Source organism: Akkermansia muciniphila (assembly GCF_002884975.1).
Classification (GTDB): Bacteria; Verrucomicrobiota; Verrucomicrobiia; order Verrucomicrobiales; family Akkermansiaceae; genus Akkermansia; species Akkermansia muciniphila_C.
The window spans coordinates 593787-611029 of the sequence record NZ_PJKB01000001.1 but is presented as its reverse complement, the minus strand read 5'-3'; the positions used below and the strand labels follow the sequence as shown (position 1 = coordinate 611029).

16 protein-coding genes are annotated in these 17243 nt (G+C 60.9%); 7 read left to right on the top strand and 9 right to left on the bottom strand.

The window, feature by feature from the left end; translation table 11 throughout:
• The first annotated feature begins 76 nt into the window (after positions 1-76).
• Genes CXU21_RS02565 through queC form a run of 3 tightly spaced genes read left to right on the top strand, consistent with a single transcriptional unit; the run spans position 77 to position 3676 of the window.
• Positions 77-2536 (top strand): mechanosensitive ion channel family protein, encoded by a 2460-nt coding sequence (locus tag CXU21_RS02565; RefSeq protein WP_102711539.1) that lies wholly within the window; start codon positions 77-79, stop codon positions 2534-2536.
• A gap of 30 nt (positions 2537-2566) precedes the next feature.
• A complete protein-coding gene (gene queF / locus CXU21_RS02560) occupies positions 2567-2974 on the top strand; it encodes a preQ(1) synthase (protein WP_102724943.1) in 408 nt (135 codons plus the stop codon).
• Between the two features lie 9 nt (positions 2975-2983).
• Positions 2984-3676, top strand: a complete 693-nt coding sequence (gene queC, locus CXU21_RS02555; RefSeq protein WP_102724942.1) for a 7-cyano-7-deazaguanine synthase QueC — start codon at positions 2984-2986, stop codon at positions 3674-3676.
• 42 nt (positions 3677-3718) lie between these two features.
• Here the strand turns inward: queC and tmk are convergent, their stop codons facing one another.
• The 4 genes from tmk to CXU21_RS02535 form a co-directional block, all read right to left on the bottom strand.
• A complete protein-coding gene (gene tmk, locus CXU21_RS02550) occupies positions 3719-4339 on the bottom strand; it encodes a dTMP kinase (RefSeq protein WP_102711533.1) in 621 nt (206 codons plus the stop codon).
• The gene (locus CXU21_RS02545) at positions 4336-5706 is read right to left on the bottom strand and encodes an MBL fold metallo-hydrolase (protein ID WP_180972244.1); all 1371 of its coding nucleotides are present in this window, start codon (positions 5704-5706) and stop codon (positions 4336-4338) included. Before CXU21_RS02545 ends, tmk begins: the two co-directional genes overlap by 4 nt.
• Positions 5707-5889: 183 nt before the next feature.
• Complete coding sequence (locus tag CXU21_RS02540; protein WP_102724940.1) at positions 5890-6387, bottom strand: GNAT family N-acetyltransferase; 498 nt, start codon at positions 6385-6387, stop codon at positions 5890-5892.
• An 11-nt stretch (positions 6388-6398) separates the two neighbouring features.
• Positions 6399-7148 (bottom strand): hypothetical protein, encoded by a 750-nt coding sequence (locus tag CXU21_RS02535; RefSeq protein WP_146016919.1) that lies wholly within the window; start codon positions 7146-7148, stop codon positions 6399-6401.
• Between the two features lie 372 nt (positions 7149-7520).
• Between CXU21_RS02535 and CXU21_RS02530 the strand changes: the two genes are divergently transcribed.
• From CXU21_RS02530 to CXU21_RS02515, 4 genes are all read left to right on the top strand, one after another.
• Positions 7521-7808 carry a YkvA family protein gene (locus CXU21_RS02530; RefSeq protein ID WP_102725419.1) on the top strand — a complete coding sequence of 96 codons (288 nt, stop codon included), beginning with the start codon at positions 7521-7523 and terminating at the stop codon, positions 7806-7808.
• Between the two features lie 23 nt (positions 7809-7831).
• Complete coding sequence (locus CXU21_RS02525) at positions 7832-8527, top strand: DUF4230 domain-containing protein (RefSeq protein WP_102724938.1); 696 nt, start codon at positions 7832-7834, stop codon at positions 8525-8527.
• A gap of 187 nt (positions 8528-8714) precedes the next feature.
• Positions 8715-9962, top strand: coding sequence for an NADP-dependent isocitrate dehydrogenase (gene icd, locus CXU21_RS02520; RefSeq protein WP_102724937.1), 1248 nt, complete (start codon positions 8715-8717; stop codon positions 9960-9962).
• Positions 9963-10096: 134 nt separating this feature from the next.
• Positions 10097-10528, top strand: a complete 432-nt coding sequence (locus tag CXU21_RS02515) for a VOC family protein (protein ID WP_102725418.1) — start codon at positions 10097-10099, stop codon at positions 10526-10528.
• Positions 10529-10910: 382 nt separating this feature from the next.
• On the opposite strand, the gene CXU21_RS02510 is transcribed toward CXU21_RS02515, so the two are convergent.
• From CXU21_RS02510 to nrfD, 5 genes are read right to left on the bottom strand one after another with little or no spacing between them, the layout of a single operon-like run.
• On the bottom strand, positions 10911-13238 hold the full coding sequence (locus tag CXU21_RS02510) for a c-type cytochrome (protein WP_102724936.1): 2328 nt from the start codon (positions 13236-13238) through the stop codon (positions 10911-10913).
• Positions 13235-14464 (bottom strand): hypothetical protein, encoded by a 1230-nt coding sequence (locus CXU21_RS02505; protein WP_102724935.1) that lies wholly within the window; start codon positions 14462-14464, stop codon positions 13235-13237. Before CXU21_RS02505 ends, CXU21_RS02510 begins: the two co-directional genes overlap by 4 nt.
• Positions 14461-15132, bottom strand: coding sequence for a c-type cytochrome (locus CXU21_RS02500; protein WP_102724934.1), 672 nt, complete (start codon positions 15130-15132; stop codon positions 14461-14463). Before CXU21_RS02500 ends, CXU21_RS02505 begins: the two co-directional genes overlap by 4 nt.
• Positions 15129-15686 (bottom strand): quinol:electron acceptor oxidoreductase subunit ActD, encoded by a 558-nt coding sequence (locus CXU21_RS02495; protein ID WP_102724933.1) that lies wholly within the window; start codon positions 15684-15686, stop codon positions 15129-15131. The genes CXU21_RS02500 and CXU21_RS02495 overlap by 4 nt, the downstream gene beginning before the upstream one ends.
• The gene (nrfD, locus tag CXU21_RS02490; protein ID WP_180972591.1) at positions 15683-17029 is read right to left on the bottom strand and encodes an NrfD/PsrC family molybdoenzyme membrane anchor subunit; all 1347 of its coding nucleotides are present in this window, start codon (positions 17027-17029) and stop codon (positions 15683-15685) included. Before nrfD ends, CXU21_RS02495 begins: the two co-directional genes overlap by 4 nt.
• Positions 17030-17243 lie beyond the last annotated feature (214 nt).

Here is a 17243-nt window from a genome sequence, read left to right as displayed (position 1 = left end):
CCGCAAAGCCGTCTCAGGCAGCGGGGGAATATAGCCTTGACCGTAATGCCCCCAGCCCCTAGAACTGGAACCGTTCATGAGCATCCCTGATTACCGGACGTTTTTCCGCTGCTGCGCCGCCTTCCTCCTGGCGGGTTTCCTGGCCATGGGCCACGCTGCGGCACAGCAGGCTGAAGCGCCCCCCGCCGTTCCGGAACAGGCGCGGGAAACGCCCCCTGCGGAGCCGCAGGCGGCGGAACCGGACCATACGGAAATGGACACCGTCATCATGGCCCTGTGCCATGAAATAGCCATCCTGAAAAAGAATGAAGAGAAGAGGATGGCTATCCGGGAGACGCTGGTGAAGGAGGCGGACGACACCTACAATTACTTTGACACCAGGGTTTATGAAATGTCCGCCGTGCTCTACGCGCTGGACGACCAGAAAATCTTTACGCTGGCCTTTTACTGCAAGGCCGCCACCAGCCTGGTGAAGCAGTACTACTCCCGGAGGCCGGACTTCCAGGGGCAGGAAGAGCGGCTGGACAAGGAAATAGGGCGCATCAAAAAACTGATGGAATCCCTGGAGGAAGTGAATACGGACAACCTCTCGGAACCGTCCCTGGTGCAGAGGGATGAAGCCCTGTACACCTGCCGCTCCCTGGAGGAAGCCCTTCAAAAGGAAAAGGAGCAGATCAGCTACCTCAAGGAGCTGTTCAACAGCATGACGGCAAAAATAGACATCCTGAACAATGAAAGCGGCAAGCTGTTCACCTCCCTGTTCAACCGGGTATTCTACACCCCGTCCAATGCGGCCAAATACATCTTCCTGAAGCCGGTCAAGACTTATGAAGTGTGCATGGCGGCGTGGGAAACCTCCGCGGACAGCAAGCTCCAGCTCCCGTCGGACCCGCAGACGCTCAAGCACTACGGCTTCATCCTGCTGGGCATCATCTTCTGCTCCTACTGGCTTTCCCGCTTCATCGTCTTTCTCGGTTTCAAAAAAACGCTGGAAAAGACGGGCCACGTCAACAAGCGCCACGCCTTCACCAACGTCACCACCATCCTCATCGTGGCGCTGGTCCTCGTCATCTCCTCCCTGCGCACGCCGGACTACCTGCTGAAAAGCGCGGCCTCCCTGGGCGCGGAATTCCTCCTGCTGGTCAGCGCTATCCTGTTCTCCCTGGTGACGCGCCTCAAATACGGTACCATTAACGCCGGCATACGCATCTACATGCCCTACCTGCTCCTGGGCGGCTTCTTCATGCTGCTGCGCATGTTCATGGCCCCCAACATCATCGTGGACATCTTCATGCCCGTCCTGTTCACGTTGGTCTCCCTCTTTTCCCTGCTGACCTGGGTGCGCCAGAGGCACAAGCTGCCCCGGCTGGACCGCTTCTTCGCCACCATCTCCCTGGTGCTCACCATCCTGGGCAGCGGCCTGTGCTGGGCCGGGTTCAGCTTCATGGCCTTCCTGGTGCTGATGACGTGGATCATGCTCATGACCAGCATCCTGCTCCTGGTGGGGCTGTGGGACCTGCTGCACCACTATGAAAACCACCGCAAGGAACGGAACAAAAAGGACATCGTGTGGTTCCGCCCCTTCGTCTCCAAGCTGGTGCTCCCGTGCCTGGCCATCTTCCTCATCCTGTTCAGCCTCATCTGGCCCGCCGCCACCTTCGACATGGGGGACCTCATCATCAGCAAAATCTTCGCCACCACGGAAGTCAAGGACCTGCTCACCTTCAGCTGGAGCCACGTCATCACGGTCATCCTGATTGCCATCGTGCTCAACTACCTGATCTTCATCGGTAAAAACACCCTGTATGAAATTTACGGGGAGGACTATGAGGTGGGCATCATCCCCACCTTCATCACCCTCTCCTCCCTGTTCCTGTGGGGGCTCTTCGTCTTCACGGCCCTCATCATCATGGACGCCAACTACAACGGGCTGCTGATGGTCATGGGCGGCTTGAGCATGGGCATCGGCTTTGCCCTGAAAGACACCATTGAAAACATCATCAGCGGCCTGTCCCTGATGCTGGGCCGCCTGCGCCAGGGGGACATGATTGAATGCGACGGCTACCGGGGGCGCGTCTCCTCCCTGGGCTACCGCTCCACCATGATTGAGACGCTGGACGGCTCCATCATCGCCTTCCAGAACTCCCAGCTCTTCAACAAGAACTTCCGCAACATGACCCGCAACCACAAGTTCGAATGCTCCAAGGTGGAAGTGGGCATCTCCTACGGAACGGATGTGGAGCGTGCGCGCGGCATCATTCTGGAAACGCTCTCCTCCCTGCCCTTCCTTTCCAAGGTGAAGAAAACCAGCGTGGTGCTGGACAGCTTCGGGGACAGCTCCGTCAACCTGGGCGTATGGGTATGGGTTCCCGTCATGACGAAGGCATCCAGCCTTTCCACCGTGCGGGAAAACATCTATAATGCGTTCAACGAACACGGCATCTCCATCCCCTTCCCCCAGCAGGACCTGTACGTGAAGGAATTCCCCGGCAGGGAACCCGTTCAGGAAAAAGACGCCGCCGCGCAGGAAAACTGAATCTCCACTACAACACAACATCAACCATCCATGTCCGAACCTCTGACTCTACTCGGCTCACAAAGCTCCTTCTTCACCAGCCCTGACGACGCCAAGCTGGAATCCTTCCCCAACCGCGGCACGCGTCCCTACACCATCACGCTGGACACGCATGAATTCTCCTCCCTCTGCCCCGTCACCGGGCAGCCGGATTCCTGCCACCTGGTGATCACCTACGTTCCGGACGAAAAATGCGTGGAAACCAAATCCCTTAAATACTACCTGGCCTCCTACCGCAACTACCCGGCCTTCAATGAACAGATCGTCAACCGCATCACGGATGACCTGGTGGCCGCCATCTCCCCCCGGTGGCTGAAGGTGGAGGGCCGCTTCTCCCCCCGCGGCGGCATCCAGCTCAGCGCCATGGCGGAGCACAACCCGGAAAACCGCCCCCTCTAACGCACCGCCATGGACAAGACGGAAACCGCCGTGCTGCTCAGCGGAGGGCTGGACTCCAGCGTAGCCCTGCACTGGGCGCACCGGAACCACCGCGTGCGGGTGGCCCTCAGCTTTGACTACGCCTCCAACCACGCGGAACGGGAGCTGGAATGCGCCGCCTGGCAGGCCGCCAGCCTGGGCATAGAACACCGCGTGATTGACATCTCCGCCATCTCCGCCCATTTGAAATCAGCCCTCCTCTCCGGCGCGGAAGACATCCCGGACGGCTCCTATGACGAGGAGCTGATGAAGCAGACTGTCGTCCCCTTCCGCAACGGCATCTTCCTGTCCATCGCCGCCGGAGTGGCGGAAAGCTGCGGAGCGCAGCAGCTCGTCATTGCGGCCCACTCCGGGGACCACAGCATTTATCCGGACTGCCGGGAGGAATTCATGGCCGCCATGACGGAGGCCGTCCGCCTGGGGACCTATGCCGGGCTGGGCATCCTGCGGCCCTTCATCCACACGTCCAAGGGGGGCATCGCCGCCATGGGCCGTGAACTGGGCGTAGACTTCTCCCGCACCTACTCCTGCTACAAGGGCGGCCCCGTCCACTGCGGCGCCTGCTCCACCTGCATGGAACGCCGGGAAGCCTTCCGGGAAGCGGGAATCCCGGACCCGACGGTTTATGCGCCTGCGGCGCAGCGGCCAAATACCAGGGATTAAATATTAAAGGAAAACTCCCGGCCTCCGGCCAGTGGAATAAACCTACTCACCTGTCACTTCGGGAAAATGCCCGGAAAGGGCCTTCCGTACTCTTGCCGCCACTTCCTCCTTCCCGGCGTCCGCGTCCACGCGGAGCATCCAGGGTTCATGGATGGAGGCGAATACATTGCGGCAGGCCGCCAGGCCCGCCTCCGTTTCAAAAGCGTCGCGTTCCCCACGGCTCCCGATGCGCTCCAGCGCCACGGAAACGGGAATATCCAGCCAGACCACGGCGTCCGGCACCGGGGCAAACTCTTCATTGGCGGCGCGGATGACGGAAGTATCCACCCCCCGCGCGCCCTGGTAGGCCATCATGGAAAGATAATAGCGGTCCAGCAGGACCCACGCGCCGCGCGCCAGCGCAGGGGCGATCAGCGTCTCCACATGCTCCCGCCTGTCTTTCAGGAACAGGTCTACCTCCTCCTCCACGGAAAGGCGGCCCGTCACGGCGGAATCCCGGAGCATACGGCCCCACTGCCCGCGGGTGGGCTCAAAGCTCTGCACCACTTCCAGCCCCTTCCCCTCCAGATGCTTCCGCAACTGGCCGATGTGGGTGGACTTTCCGGTGCCGTCAATGCCTTCAAAGACGATCAGACGGCCCTTTCTCTCTCCGGTAAAACTCATGACTCAAACGTGTAGCGCTGTCCCGGCACGGGCGCGATGATAGTGGAATCCGGCATCTTGGCGGAAAGCGTATCATGCATCCACTCCACGGCGTCCGGATCACCATGCACCAGAACCACCTGCCTGGGATTCAGCTTCACGGCATAATTGACCAGGGCGTCACGGGTGGCGTGCCCGGAAAAGTCAAAACAATCCACGGTACAGTTGCGGCGCACCGGCTGGCCTTTGGGACGCATCTTCACCAGTTCCCCCGCCGGAGCGGCCCTCAACTGGCCCGCCGGGGAATCCGGATCCGCATACCCCACAAAAAGAATGGCGTTTTTCTCATGCGGAAGAACCTGCTCCGCCATCACGTTGGAGAGCGTGTTCTCCGTCATCATGCCGCTGGAAACCACGTAAATATTACCGGGGGAACATACCAGGGGCGCCTTTCCCTTGCGCGGCAGGGGCACGGTCTTGATCTCCTCCTTCAGCTTGAACTCATGGTCATGCCTGCGGGTCAGCCCGGCAAAACGGTCGTAAAGCAGGGAAACCTTGGCGCTCAACCCGCCGAAGTACACGGGCGTATTGGCGGGAATCACCCCCTGCTGCTTGAAACGGTGGATATTAAACAGCATCTCCTGGCTCTTGCCGATGGCGAATACCGGAATCAGTACCGCGCCGCCGCGTTCCAGCGTCTCCGCGATCGCCTTGCCGAACCGCACCATCTCCTCCGGGCGGGAATAATGGGCGCTGCGCTGGAAGCCGCCGCGCGTGCACTCCATAATCAGCGTATCAACGCCTGACTCCGGAAAATCCGCGCCGGGAATCATGCTCTGGTCCTCAAACTGCACATCCCCCGTATAAAACACGGTGTGGCCGCTCTCGCCCTCCAGCATCACGCCTGCGGAACCCAGAATGTGCCCGGCGTCATAAAACGTAGCCAGCACGTTCTGGCGGAACCCTACGCGGAACACCTCGTTGCAGGACTTGGCATGCCAGGCGTCGCTCAGCCTGTCCAGGTCGTTATGGGTGAAAAAGGGATACTCCACAATGCCCAGGTCCAGCCTCTTGGAGCTCATCACATTCACGGAATTGTGCAGCATCACTTCAGACAGGGCGGCGGCGGCGGGCGTCATGAACACATCCGCCGCGGGCTGCTTCTCCTGAAGCACGGGCAGCGTTCCCAGGTGGTCCAGGTGGGAATGGCTTAAAAAAACGGCTTCCACGGAATTGGGCTCCATGGAATCAAAATCCGGCATGGCCGCCAGCCCCTCCCTCTTGGGGTGCATCCCGCTGTCAAGGATGATCCGGGTGCCGTCCATCTCAAGCAAATAGCAATTGGCCCCAATCTCCTCGGCCCCGCTGATATTCGTAAAACTGATCATTATATGCGGCAGGAGAGTACCCCGCGCCCTCCGCCGTGTCAATGCCGCCTTCATGTTTGCGGGAGCAGGACGGTCCCGTTCCCGGAAATGGCGGCGAATCAAGGGAAAAACCGCCCTGTTTCATCCTCCGCGGAACCATTCAGCCCCGGAATCCGTTTGGCTGGCAGTTCCGTACAAACGTCCTTAGGGCAGCATCATTTCATAATCAATGTAGTCCCCGAAAAAGGCGGTATGGCTTTCGTTCCTCCTTTTCCCGCAAACCTTGAAACCCACGCTTTCATACATCCGCCGGGCGGGAAGCATCCGGGCATTCGTGGTGACGACTATTTTCCCCGCATCCTGCCCGGCTATTCTACGGAGCGCTTCCCGGAGCTGAACCGCGCCGTAACCATTGCCCTTGTGGGATGATATGATGCAATTGTGGCCTATCTCCACATATTCGGGCATCTTCCTCGGGTCCCACGACGCCAGCCCGACGGCCTTGCCATTCAAGACGGTTATAAAACCGTATCGGTCCGCAATCTGCGGGTTATCAAAGAAAAAATCATCAAACTCCTTCCAGTCTGCGCCGCAACAATCTTCCCACCTCCCGTCAAAGGAATAGGCGTCCGACAGTAATTCAAACAACGTTCCCCGCTTAAAGCCGCTTACTTTCCTGAATTCAATGTTTCCGTGGTTCATGAACAAAATAATTAGGGATTAAGGCAACTGGGAGTCCCCGCCGGAAGATTCTCCTTTTTATCCTGCAACAGGCGCAATTTGCCGCTCCACGGCTTGCTCCGGAGAATGCGAACCCTTTCACAATAGGTATCCGACTCCTTCTGCGATTGCCTCAGGACATCCGGATTACGTTGGACATAAGCCATTCTTGCATCAACGGGAACGCTTCCTTCCAGCAATATCCAGAAAGTATAATCCATGATTTCATAAGCCCAGCTCTTTTCCAGCGCCAGCGCCTGTTTTTCATCCGTCATCCGTTCAAGAATGCCGATGGACATTTTTACGGATTTAATAATTTGATGCTGGTAGCTTTGTAAAACGGATTCCTGCAAAAGGGAAAGAGCCTGAGGGGTGTTTTCCTTCACCAGAGAGGGATAAGCTCCCGCATCACGCCACCGCCGGGGTTCTTCTTCCGCTCCGGAGGGGATCAGGAGGGGAATAATCCCGCAGCAGGGCGTGCCTCCTGCAAAAGACGTGAACCCCGCAGGCTTCTTTTCCAAAGCCACGGTCATCGGTTCCGGCAGTTCATGACTGTTAAGGGAAATAATATCAATTTCCCACCTGCTCCGCTTGTGCATGACTCCTGTAAAATAAACGGGAGCCAAATGGAGTGATTCACCATTGATCCAGACGGAAGAATCAACCTGCTCCCTGCCGCTGTCAGGGGGAGAACTCTCGGCTTCACCTGCCAGCAAAGGTGAAAGCACTGCACCGAACAACATGCACAGAGAAAACAAAAACCACTTGTTCATCAGACGATTCCAGCACATCTCAAAAGGGAGTGCAACAAGATTCGGAGAAACGGAAGCAATTCCCCAGGAGCCCTCTCTTTCCCTGCCGCGTTCCCTTGTCGGCACGCCATACCGCTCCTTCCTTTCAGCATTTATTGGCTCCTGATTCTCTTTCCCCCCCTGCCGGTTTAAATGTCATGAAGGGATATCCGGGAAAGACGTTTCTCCTGTCTAACGTAATTACCGTAAACATTCCGCTCTCTTTGAAACGACAGGAAACATACACCCAGCGGCATCCGGGAATTGCTCTGGACGCAGCCGGGGGCGCATGAGATAATTTTTATGTCACCCTTCCAGCCCCCCATGAGCAGCAAGCTTCCTATTCCGCCCCACGGCCCCAAGCAGCAATTCCTGGCCAGAGCCATCAATTATTTCCGCAGCCGGGAAGGAGAACCGCGCCTTTTCACCAAACGCAAGCTTGTTCTCCTCATCCTGACGGCGCTCTACGCCTTTTCCCCCATTGACCTGATTCCGGATTTCATTCCCGGAGTAGGCCAGATAGACGACCTGACCGTCATCGCCTTTGCGTTCCTGGCCATGTTCCTGCCTCCTATCAAAAAGGATGGCTCCCATGAAGACCCGGAACCCTGAGTTCCCGTCCCGTACAACGTTTCATGAGTGATACCCCCCCATCCTCCTTCCTGCATTCCCCTGCTGTCGTCGTTCTGGTTAAAGGCGCCGTCCTGATCGGGGCGCTGGCCGTGCTGTTCTGGGGCGTGCGGTCCTGCCTTACGGCTCCGGTGGAAAAACCGATGGAGGTGGCGGAAAAATTGATTGAAGCAGGCAGGGAGGTAGGCCTCACCCTGATCAACAAGGGGTTTTCCTCCGACCACGGCGGCGTGGCCCTGATCGTGCAGAAGGATGAAAAAGTAGCCAACCTGGTGACCGTGGAACGGACGTTCGAGTATGAATACCGCTATTCCACCACGTGGTGGTGGAGTAAAAAGACGCTGGTCCTGAAAGCGGCCTACCGCGCCCACGGGGGCATCGACCTGGAGGGGCCCGAGCCGCTCCGGATCATCATTCCCGCGGAGAACAAAGGCCCCATTACCGCGGAAGGGCTTCACGGAAAACTGATTTCATGCGAGATGGTGGAAGGCACACTCCGCGTTGTAAAGGATGATGCCGGAATCTGGAACAGGCTGACCCCTGAGGACTCCGCCATCGCCGTCAACCAGTTGAATGAAAGCGCCCGGAAGCACATCATGGAGAGCGATTTAAAACGCCAGGCGGAAGAAAATTTCATGCGCCGCCTCCGTGAGGAAGCCCGGCAGCCGGAAGAACAGCCCGGAAAAGACCGCTGGTTCTGATTGTACGCTCATGGAGCCCGGCAAGCCCCTGTGTCACCTAAAACCAGCGTGAGGGGCGGCGGATATTTTTTAAAAGAGGCACGCCCCGCGGCCGTCTCCCGGTTCAGTTGCCGCAGAAGTACGCGGCGTTCCCTGCCGTTCTTTTATCTTGCCAAAACGCGCTGGGTCCTATAAAGGAACGCACGTCATGGCCAATTTAACATTCACCCCTCCCACGGACGGCGCAGCCGTCACCATGCAGAACGGCAGGCTTTGCGTTCCGGACAGGCCCGTCATTCCCTTCATCATCGGTGACGGAACCGGGCCTGAAATCTGGGCGGCGGCTTCCCGGGTGATTGACGCGGCCGTGAAGAAGGCATACCAGGGCAAGCGCTCCATTGCCTGGTATGAAGTTTTTGCCGGGCAAAAGTCCTTTGACAACCTGGGAACCTGGCTCCCGAATGAGACGGTGGAAGCCTTCCGCACGTACCTGGTCGGCATCAAGGGCCCCCTCACCACCCCGGTGGGCGGCGGCATCCGCAGCCTGAACGTCACGCTGCGGCAGGATCTGGACCTGTTCGTCTGCCTGCGCCCGGTGCGCTATTTCAACGGCATTGAAACTCCCGTGAAGGCCCCGGAAAAAGTGGACATGGTCGTTTTCCGGGAAAATACGGAGGACATTTACGCCGGAATCGAATTCAAGGAAGGGTCGGAGGACGCCCAACTGTTTTTCGACACCATGAACCGCATCTTCCCGGAGCGCATGAAGAAGGTGCGCTTCCCGGAGAGCTCCGGCTTCGGCATCAAGCCCGTTTCCCGTGAAGGCACGGAGCGCCTGGTGCGCGCCGCCATTGATTACGCCGTGGAAAACGGGCGCAAGAGCGTCACGCTGGTGCACAAGGGCAATATCATGAAGTTCACGGAAGGCGGCTTCCGCGACTGGGGGTACGACGTCGCGCGCCGGGAATACGGAGCCCAGCCCATCGGAGACGGCCCCTGGCTGAAGCTCCCCAACGGAATCGTGATCAAGGATTGCATTGCAGACGCCTTCCTTCAGGAAATCCTGCTGCATCCGGAAAACTTTGACGTGGTCGCCACGCTGAACCTGAACGGGGATTATATTTCCGACGCCCTGGCGGCGCAGGTAGGCGGCATCGGCATCGCCCCCGGCGGCAACATCAATTACCTGACGGGCCATTCCATTTTTGAAGCCACGCACGGCACCGGGCCCAAACTGGCCGGACTGGACAAAGCCAATCCCAGTTCCGTCATCCTGTCCGCGGAAATGATGCTGCGCTACATGGGCTGGACGGAAGCGGCGGACCTGCTGATCCAGGCCATTGACCGGGTGATTGCCGCAAAAACAGTCACGTTTGACCTCGCGGAAATGATTCCCGGCTCCACGGAGCTTTCCTGCTCCGCCTATGGCGACAAGCTGGTGGAAGCCCTGAGCTGACCTTTTTCCCCGCCACTTTCTCATATGGCTGCCTTCCCGGTACATGGTGCGGGGGGCAGCCCTTTTTTGCAAAGGAACCGATATCCGGGCCATCCCCCATCAAACATTTCAAATACCATCCCATGAAGAAGAACATGAACAGAATGAACATCGTCTGCCTTGGAGTCAGGGACATGAAGAAAGCGCTGCAATTTTACCGTGACGGACTCGGTTTTAAAACGGATGAGACGGGCGACCACCCGGACGTCGTCTTTTTCAGCACTCCCGGCACCAAACTGGAGCTGTATCCGCTGGATTTGCTGGCAAAGGACATCAACGGAGAGAATCCTCCGCCCATCGGCGCCGGGTTCGGAGGAATTACGCTTGCCTATAATGCAAAAACGAAGGAGGAGGTAGTTGAAGTCATTGAACTGGCGCGGAATGCGGGAGCCAGAATCGTCAAGGAACCCCAGGATGTTTTCTGGGGCGGCTTCCATGGCTATTTTACGGACCCGGACGGCTATTACTGGGAGGTTGCCTGGGGACCGAACGATGAATTTGACGACCGGGACATGCTCGTCCTGTAAGCCGGAACTATTTAAATAAAAGGGCTGCCGCACTTGGATATGGCGCGGCAGCCCCGTCATGTTTCCTGGGAAACGGCGTCAGTCCGTCACGGAAACTCTTTTCATTCAGACGCTCCCCTTTTCCGTCAGTTCGTAGGGTTCCGGCGGAACGGTCCGTTCAGGCGCCGCTTCCCGGGATTTCCGGGAAGACAAAGCGGCGGGGGAAGGTTCCGATAACAACGTTTTTGTCCGGAGCAATGGCGGACGTATTTTCCAAATTCATAGAATGGCATTTGCTTCTATTCCCGCCGCGCATTCAAGAAGTGTAAAGCGTGGGATTTTTCCACGGCCGCCCCTCTGCCCCGCTTGAAACGGGGGGAGGAAAAAACAATGCCGCGCGCCGTTACAGCTCCCGGCGGATGGCGTCCATCTGTTCCGGCGTATAGGCCGCCTTTTCCACGCCGCCGAACTGGCGGCGAAGGAACGTGAGCAGGTTCGCCAGGTCACGGGAATCCGTAACGCCGGGCGGCAGCATGGTGGAATCCCATTCCTTCCCGTTCACCGTTATTGGTCCGGTCAGCCCCTGGAGGATGATCTTCACGATTTCCGCGTCAGGCTTTTCCTTCAGCCATTCGGACCCGGCCAGGGGCGGATAGGTCACCTTGTCCCCCATGCCGCCGTTGCCGTGGCAGATGGCGCATTTGGAAAGGTATACGCCCCTGCCCTTTTCCATCACGGCGGCGGCGCGGGCCTTTTTCAGGCATTCCATGTCCACGGCGGGAGGATGGGCGGCATAATCCGGATGAATATGGGACAAGGCCGGGAGGGAATGGATCCGGTCACGCTTCACGGAGGGCTCCACCCTCCGGAGGGAAGCCAGGTAGTTCAGCAGGCGCTCCCCCCGGCGGGACGGAACCAGCTCCCGGCCCTGCTCCATCCGGACAGGCAGGGCGTTTGTGGATGGTGCGTTCCCCTCTACCGGGCGTTCCTCAAATAATCCGGGCATGGCGGGGCACACGGTCCAGGGCTTTTTGAACTGCGTCTCCCGCGGGTTGTAAAGATGCAGGGCCAGCCATTCCCGGACCTGCGCGGCCCGGAGCGTGCCGCCGGACACGGCGTCTTCATATTCCAGCCTTCCGGCGGCGTATTCCGCCGCATTGCTCAGGTCCGGGCCTATGGCCGCCACGCCCGCCTGCGGGGCCCCTTCCCTGTTGAACTCGGCATCCATGTCTTCCGGTTCACTGACGCGGTAGGGAAAATCCGGGTCCGTCCCGCGGTCAATCGCCGTCTGCCAGTCCCTGCCGGACATGGAACGCCGGATCATCTGCGTATGGCACAGGGCGCACCCCTCCGCGGCATAAATCCGGGCTCCTTCCGCATCCTGGGCGGGACGCCTCACCTCCAGGGAATCCGGAGCCGGGGCATGCAGCAGCACGACGGCGGCCGTCACCAGAACAAGCGCCGCAGGAACGGTAAAGACGGAAAAAAGACGTCCGGGAACCGGAGTTTCCGTTTCCGGCGCTCCGGCCTCCGCCCGCGCCGGACGCCACAGGCAGAGGCTGCCCGCCAGGCACAGGGCCATGGCGGCGGCATGGACGCAGGCAGCCATGCCCACCCAGCCGCTCATCAATTCCGCGCGCCGGGCTACGGGAAAGGCCTGAACATCCATCGCGGCGACCACGCCCACGGCATAAGCCAGCAGCACGCCGCAGACGCCCGCGGAAAACAGCCACCACGCCACGGGAAACCGTGCGGGGCTCTTCCTCCCGGCCATCATCAGCACCGCGGCGGCCAGCAGCACCCATAATTCCGCCTCATGCCACACGCACAGGGAAAACTGCATCAGTTCCAGGCAGGAACCAGAGAGAACGTTCCACGCCGCCAGCAACGCGAGCGCGGAGCAGCCGGATTTCAGCCACATTCCCGGTTCCGGACCGGATTTCATCCAGAATAGTACAACCATCAGCACGGCGGGGAGAGCGGCGCACCAGGCCCAGACCGCTCCGGCCTCCACCAGCGCCCACGGCACGGGAAAACCGCGGAGCCCCGCCAGGCCGCCAATCACCGGAGCCGCCAGCAGCACCACGGCCGCCCAGACGGACAGGATTCCGAACATCCGGCCATGCGCCGCATCCAGGCGGAGGGCCGCCGCCCCCAGGGCGGCAAACATCAGCCCGCAGGACAGGGAGCCTCCCAGGGAGGAGGCGTCCAGCAAGCCGTTCATGGACAAAGCCTGCGTATGCCCCAGAGCCAGGAGAGCGGCCGCCGCGCCCACTGCGGAAGAACTGAACAGCAGACGCACGGACCAGGGAGAGGGCTTGAACCACGCAGCGCACGCCATCACGGCGGAAAGAAGGGCAAAAACCGGGCAAACCCACCAGTCAAAAGGCATCAGGAGCAGGCCGCTTCCGTCACCCGCAGCTATCGTCCCCAGCCCCAGAAGGACGCAGGCATGCCAGAGCCATTCCGCGGGTTTCAGCCATCGCCCCCCGGTTCCCGTCATGCAGGAGAACAGGCAGGGGAAAGCCCAGCCATACACCAGGACGCCGTAAAAGGCGAACATGAGGCGCCCCGCCGACCAGGGGAGCGGAGCCCCCGCCACCAGCCCGGAGGCATGGACCAGGGACCACACCAGCCCTAGCACGCAGGCCGCCGCCAGCCAGAAAAGCGGCAGCCACTCGTCCGGACGGCGGCGGAACAGGGAGGAAACGGAGGCGGAAAGGTTCATCATGATTCGGGAAATACCCTGCGGACGCTCAAGGCCCCCAGGAAGGAAAAACAGCAGATGGCGCCCATCACCCCCAGGAGCAGAACCAGGGGGACCCACGTTCCCCACGCATCCGGCGGCAGCCCCAGCCCGGGGCCGAACATCCAGCACGCTTCCAGCAGGGAGCCAAGCAGCATGCTGGCGCTGACGGCGGCCAGCGCAGACGGGCGGCGCCTCAACGCGGGAAAGAGCAGGACCAGGAAGGGCAGCAGCAGCTCCAGCCCCAGCCCCGCGGACAGGAGTCCGGACCAGCCGGAGGATGCGGCGTCATAAAAGGACATTTCATCAGGAATGGAGGCATACCAGGTAATCATGTACTGGGAGTACGTGATATACGCCTTCACCAGCACCACGGCAGCCAGCATGCCCCCCAGGTGGGGCCAGGGCAGCCCTTTGCCCCCGGCCAGCTTCCTCAGGCCGGCGGCGGCCAGCACGGCAAATGCCAGGGAAACCAGCAGGGCGTAAGCAATCATGTACACGGGGAACATGGAAAGAACGGGCTTCCCGGTGCCCCCCAGCAAGTCAAAGCCCAGCACGCCCAGCACCATGACGGCGGCAATCATGCAGAACGCCGCCGCTCCCCTGTGGAAGGAGGGCTGCCAGACCTCCTTTTCCGCGGACAGGACGGCCCACACCTGGGCCATGCTCCAGGCCAGGACCACCATGATGCCCATGCGCACATACAGCCACGCCGGGTTCCACCACGCGGCATCCGTCAAATCCAGCACGCCGAAGGCCCTGACGCCGGGAAGGGAAATATCCGCAACGCCCCAGTACCGGGCCGCTTCCGGAAAAATCACGGTGGTCAGGCAGCCGGCCGTACCCGCCAGCACCAGAACGCCCGGCAGGAACCCCCAGCATCCCGCCGCCAGCACGCGCCTCAGCTCAATGCCCCAGCGGGCTCCCGTCACGGAAGACAGGCAGAGCCAGAACAGGGTTCCCAGGCACACGCCGGTTCCCAGCATGCCCACGGCCATTCCGGCGACGGCAAACGGCCGCCTCAATTCCTGGAGCCGTTCCCCGGCCACCGTCATGTCATCCCACGGCATGGCCGTAAAGGACTGGCGCATCAGCACGCACCAGAGCAGGACGGAGATGATCCACAGGGCGAGGGCGGCGGAACGCCCGGCCCAGCCGAATCCCGGCCTGTCCCGGTGCTCCCTTCCGGTTGACGATGTATTTCTGTTCATGGACGGTGTTTCTCCTGTTTCATGAAGGCCTGCTCCTCCGGGGAACCCGGCAGCGCCTGAAGCTGGCGGATGAACGCCACCAGGCACCAGATTTCCCGTGCCGGAAGAATGTTCCCGAACGCGGGCATGTTCCCCTGCCCCAGCCGGATGCTCCGGAACATCTTTCCGGGGGAGTAGGCGGCGTACTTTTCATCCCGGAAGGAGCCTATCTGGGGGTAGGTGTCATAGGCCGCCATGCCGCCGCGGCCGCGGCCGTCTGCTCCGTGGCAGACGGCGCAGTGCGCCAGATACAGCGCGCGGCCTTCCGCCAGCACGTCACGGCTGCGGGAAACGCCGCCCAGCTCCAGAGGCATGGAATCCTCCTCCCCGCCCTGCATGCGGCCTGAAGAAAAATAGGAACCGTCCGCGGCAAAGGAATCCCGGCCGCCTCCGCGTTCCATTCCGGCCCCTCCCAGGGACCGGGCCACGGCGCGGGGCGGAGTCAGGCGCACGTTACGGCCTGCGGGGGTAAAAACGGGTTCCTGCACCTGCTGGGCGTCCGCCAGCGGACGCTCATTCATATTGTCAAACAAATGGGGAACGGGATTCCTGCCGCCGTCATCCCGCACCAGGAACCAGGCCGCCCCCAGCACCGCCAGGGCGGCGACCGCCATCACGCCGCCTCTCATGACAGCCCCCCTTCCGCATGGATGTGTTCGCTAGCCTCCGGCTGCAGGGCCACGGCCAGGGCGGCTCCTTCTTGTCCCCCTTCCAGCAGAATGAAGTAACCGTTTCCGTGTTCGTCCGTCCTGAAAAAATCACATTCAAACGCCCAGTCGTTCCACCTGGGGAGAACGGCCCCTTTCAGGAATCCGGCGGCGGTCAGCAGGCCCGCCCCCAGCAGCGTACCTTCAAACACGGGCGGAACGTACGCGGGCCAGTTATCCCAGCCCTGCACCCGGCCCTGGGCCACCAGGGGGTCCGCGCAGAACTGCGTCCAGTAAATCCACAGGGCCACGGCCAGGAACCCGCACAGGGCGCCCGCCACGGCCCACAGGCGCACGCCTGCGCCCACGGCCCTTCCGGCATGGCGGTTGGCAAGCCGCACGGCGGCGCAGGGATAGGGGGCGCAGACCTCCCAATGCACGCCATCCTCCTTCACCAGCCTTCTGACGGCCTGGTAAAGGTCTTCTTCCGAACGGAATGAAAGCACCCATCCGGAGGTGATGCGCCTCTTCTTCATGCGCCGCCCTCCTTGTTCAGGGACTGCTGTTCCCGCACGTCGCACAGGGAAAAGAACGGAGTCACGCGCACCAGCGCCATGTACAGCGCCGTGAACAGTCCCGCGCTCCCGGCCATCATCGCCAGATCCGTCAGGCTGGGGTAATAATCCCCGATGTTGGCGGCCAGCAGGGACGCCTTCAGGGAATTCACCACAATCCAGAAGCGTTCCATCCACATGCCCGCCAGCACGCCCAGGGCCACGACGGCAATCACCCAGCGGCTGGTGCGCAGGGAACGGAACCAGAACAGCTGGGGCAGCAGCACGTTCCCGGCGACCATGGCCGCCAGGAACACGGCATTGACCGGATTCCTGCCCGGGAACAGCTCCGGACCGCCGCCATTCAGCAGAACGGCCATGTGCTCCCACAGGTACATGGCCCCCATCACCAGGCTCAGGGCCAGGACAAACCGGGAACTCAAATCCAGAATGGCGGGAGTGATGGCCTGCCGGACGCCGCTGCCGGACATCAGGCGGCGCACCCCCAGCAAAATCAGCTGGACCATGGCCATGCCGCTTAAAATGGCCCCGCCCACGAAATAAGGGGGAAAAATGCTCTGGTGCCAGCCCGGCACCTGCGTCACGGAAAAGTCAAAGCTCACGACGGAATGGACGGATACCACCAGGGGAGTCAGGATGACCGCAAAAAGGAGGCTGGCCTTCTCATAGGCGCGCCATTGGCGGCCTGTTCCCTGCCAGCCCAGCGCCAGCCAGCCGTACCGCCGCCGCAGGCGCCCCGTACAGCAATCTCGCAGCAGGGCGAAATCCGGAATCAGCCCGATGTACCAGTACAACGCAGAGAGCAGAAAATACGTGCTGACAGCCATCACATCCCACATCAGGGGGGAGGCCATGTCCGGCCAGATGCCGCTCACCTCCGGCAGGGGGGAGGCCATCCACGCCATCCAGACGCGCCCCACGTGCACCACGGGGAAGACGGCGGCGCAGATGACCGCGCACAGGGTCATCTGTTCCGCTCCGCGGGCGATAGGGCTTCTCCATGACTGGCGGGTCAGGAGCAGAACGGCGGAAATCAGGGTGCCCGCGTGGCCCAGGCCTATCCAGAAGACGAAGTGAACGATGTCCAGCCCCCACACCACGTTATTGTTCAGCCCCAGCACCCCCACGCCCTCCGCGGCGATGCGCCAGGAACTCCACCCCACGCCCCATGCCGCCAGCAACGCGCTGGCAAGGAACACGCACCACCATACAGGCCCCAGCGGCCTGCGAACCTCCGCCAGCATGGTCTTCACCGGAACGGCGGCGGAAGAAACGGCTGGTGCTGGTCTGGTCATCATCTGCATGGGCGGAAGCTCGCTAGAGCTTACTTGAGTGCGTTTTCCCGTCAATTCAAAAGGGAAGGCGCGTGACATGGCGCGCGGTTCCCGGCAATGGCGGCGTTACGGAATATCATGCGGAGTGAAAGTCCGTATTCTTTCAAAAAATCTGTTAACCGTTATGGAGAGCCACAGGCCCGTGCGGCGCGCCATGGGTGGTTGAGGACATGATAAACAAACG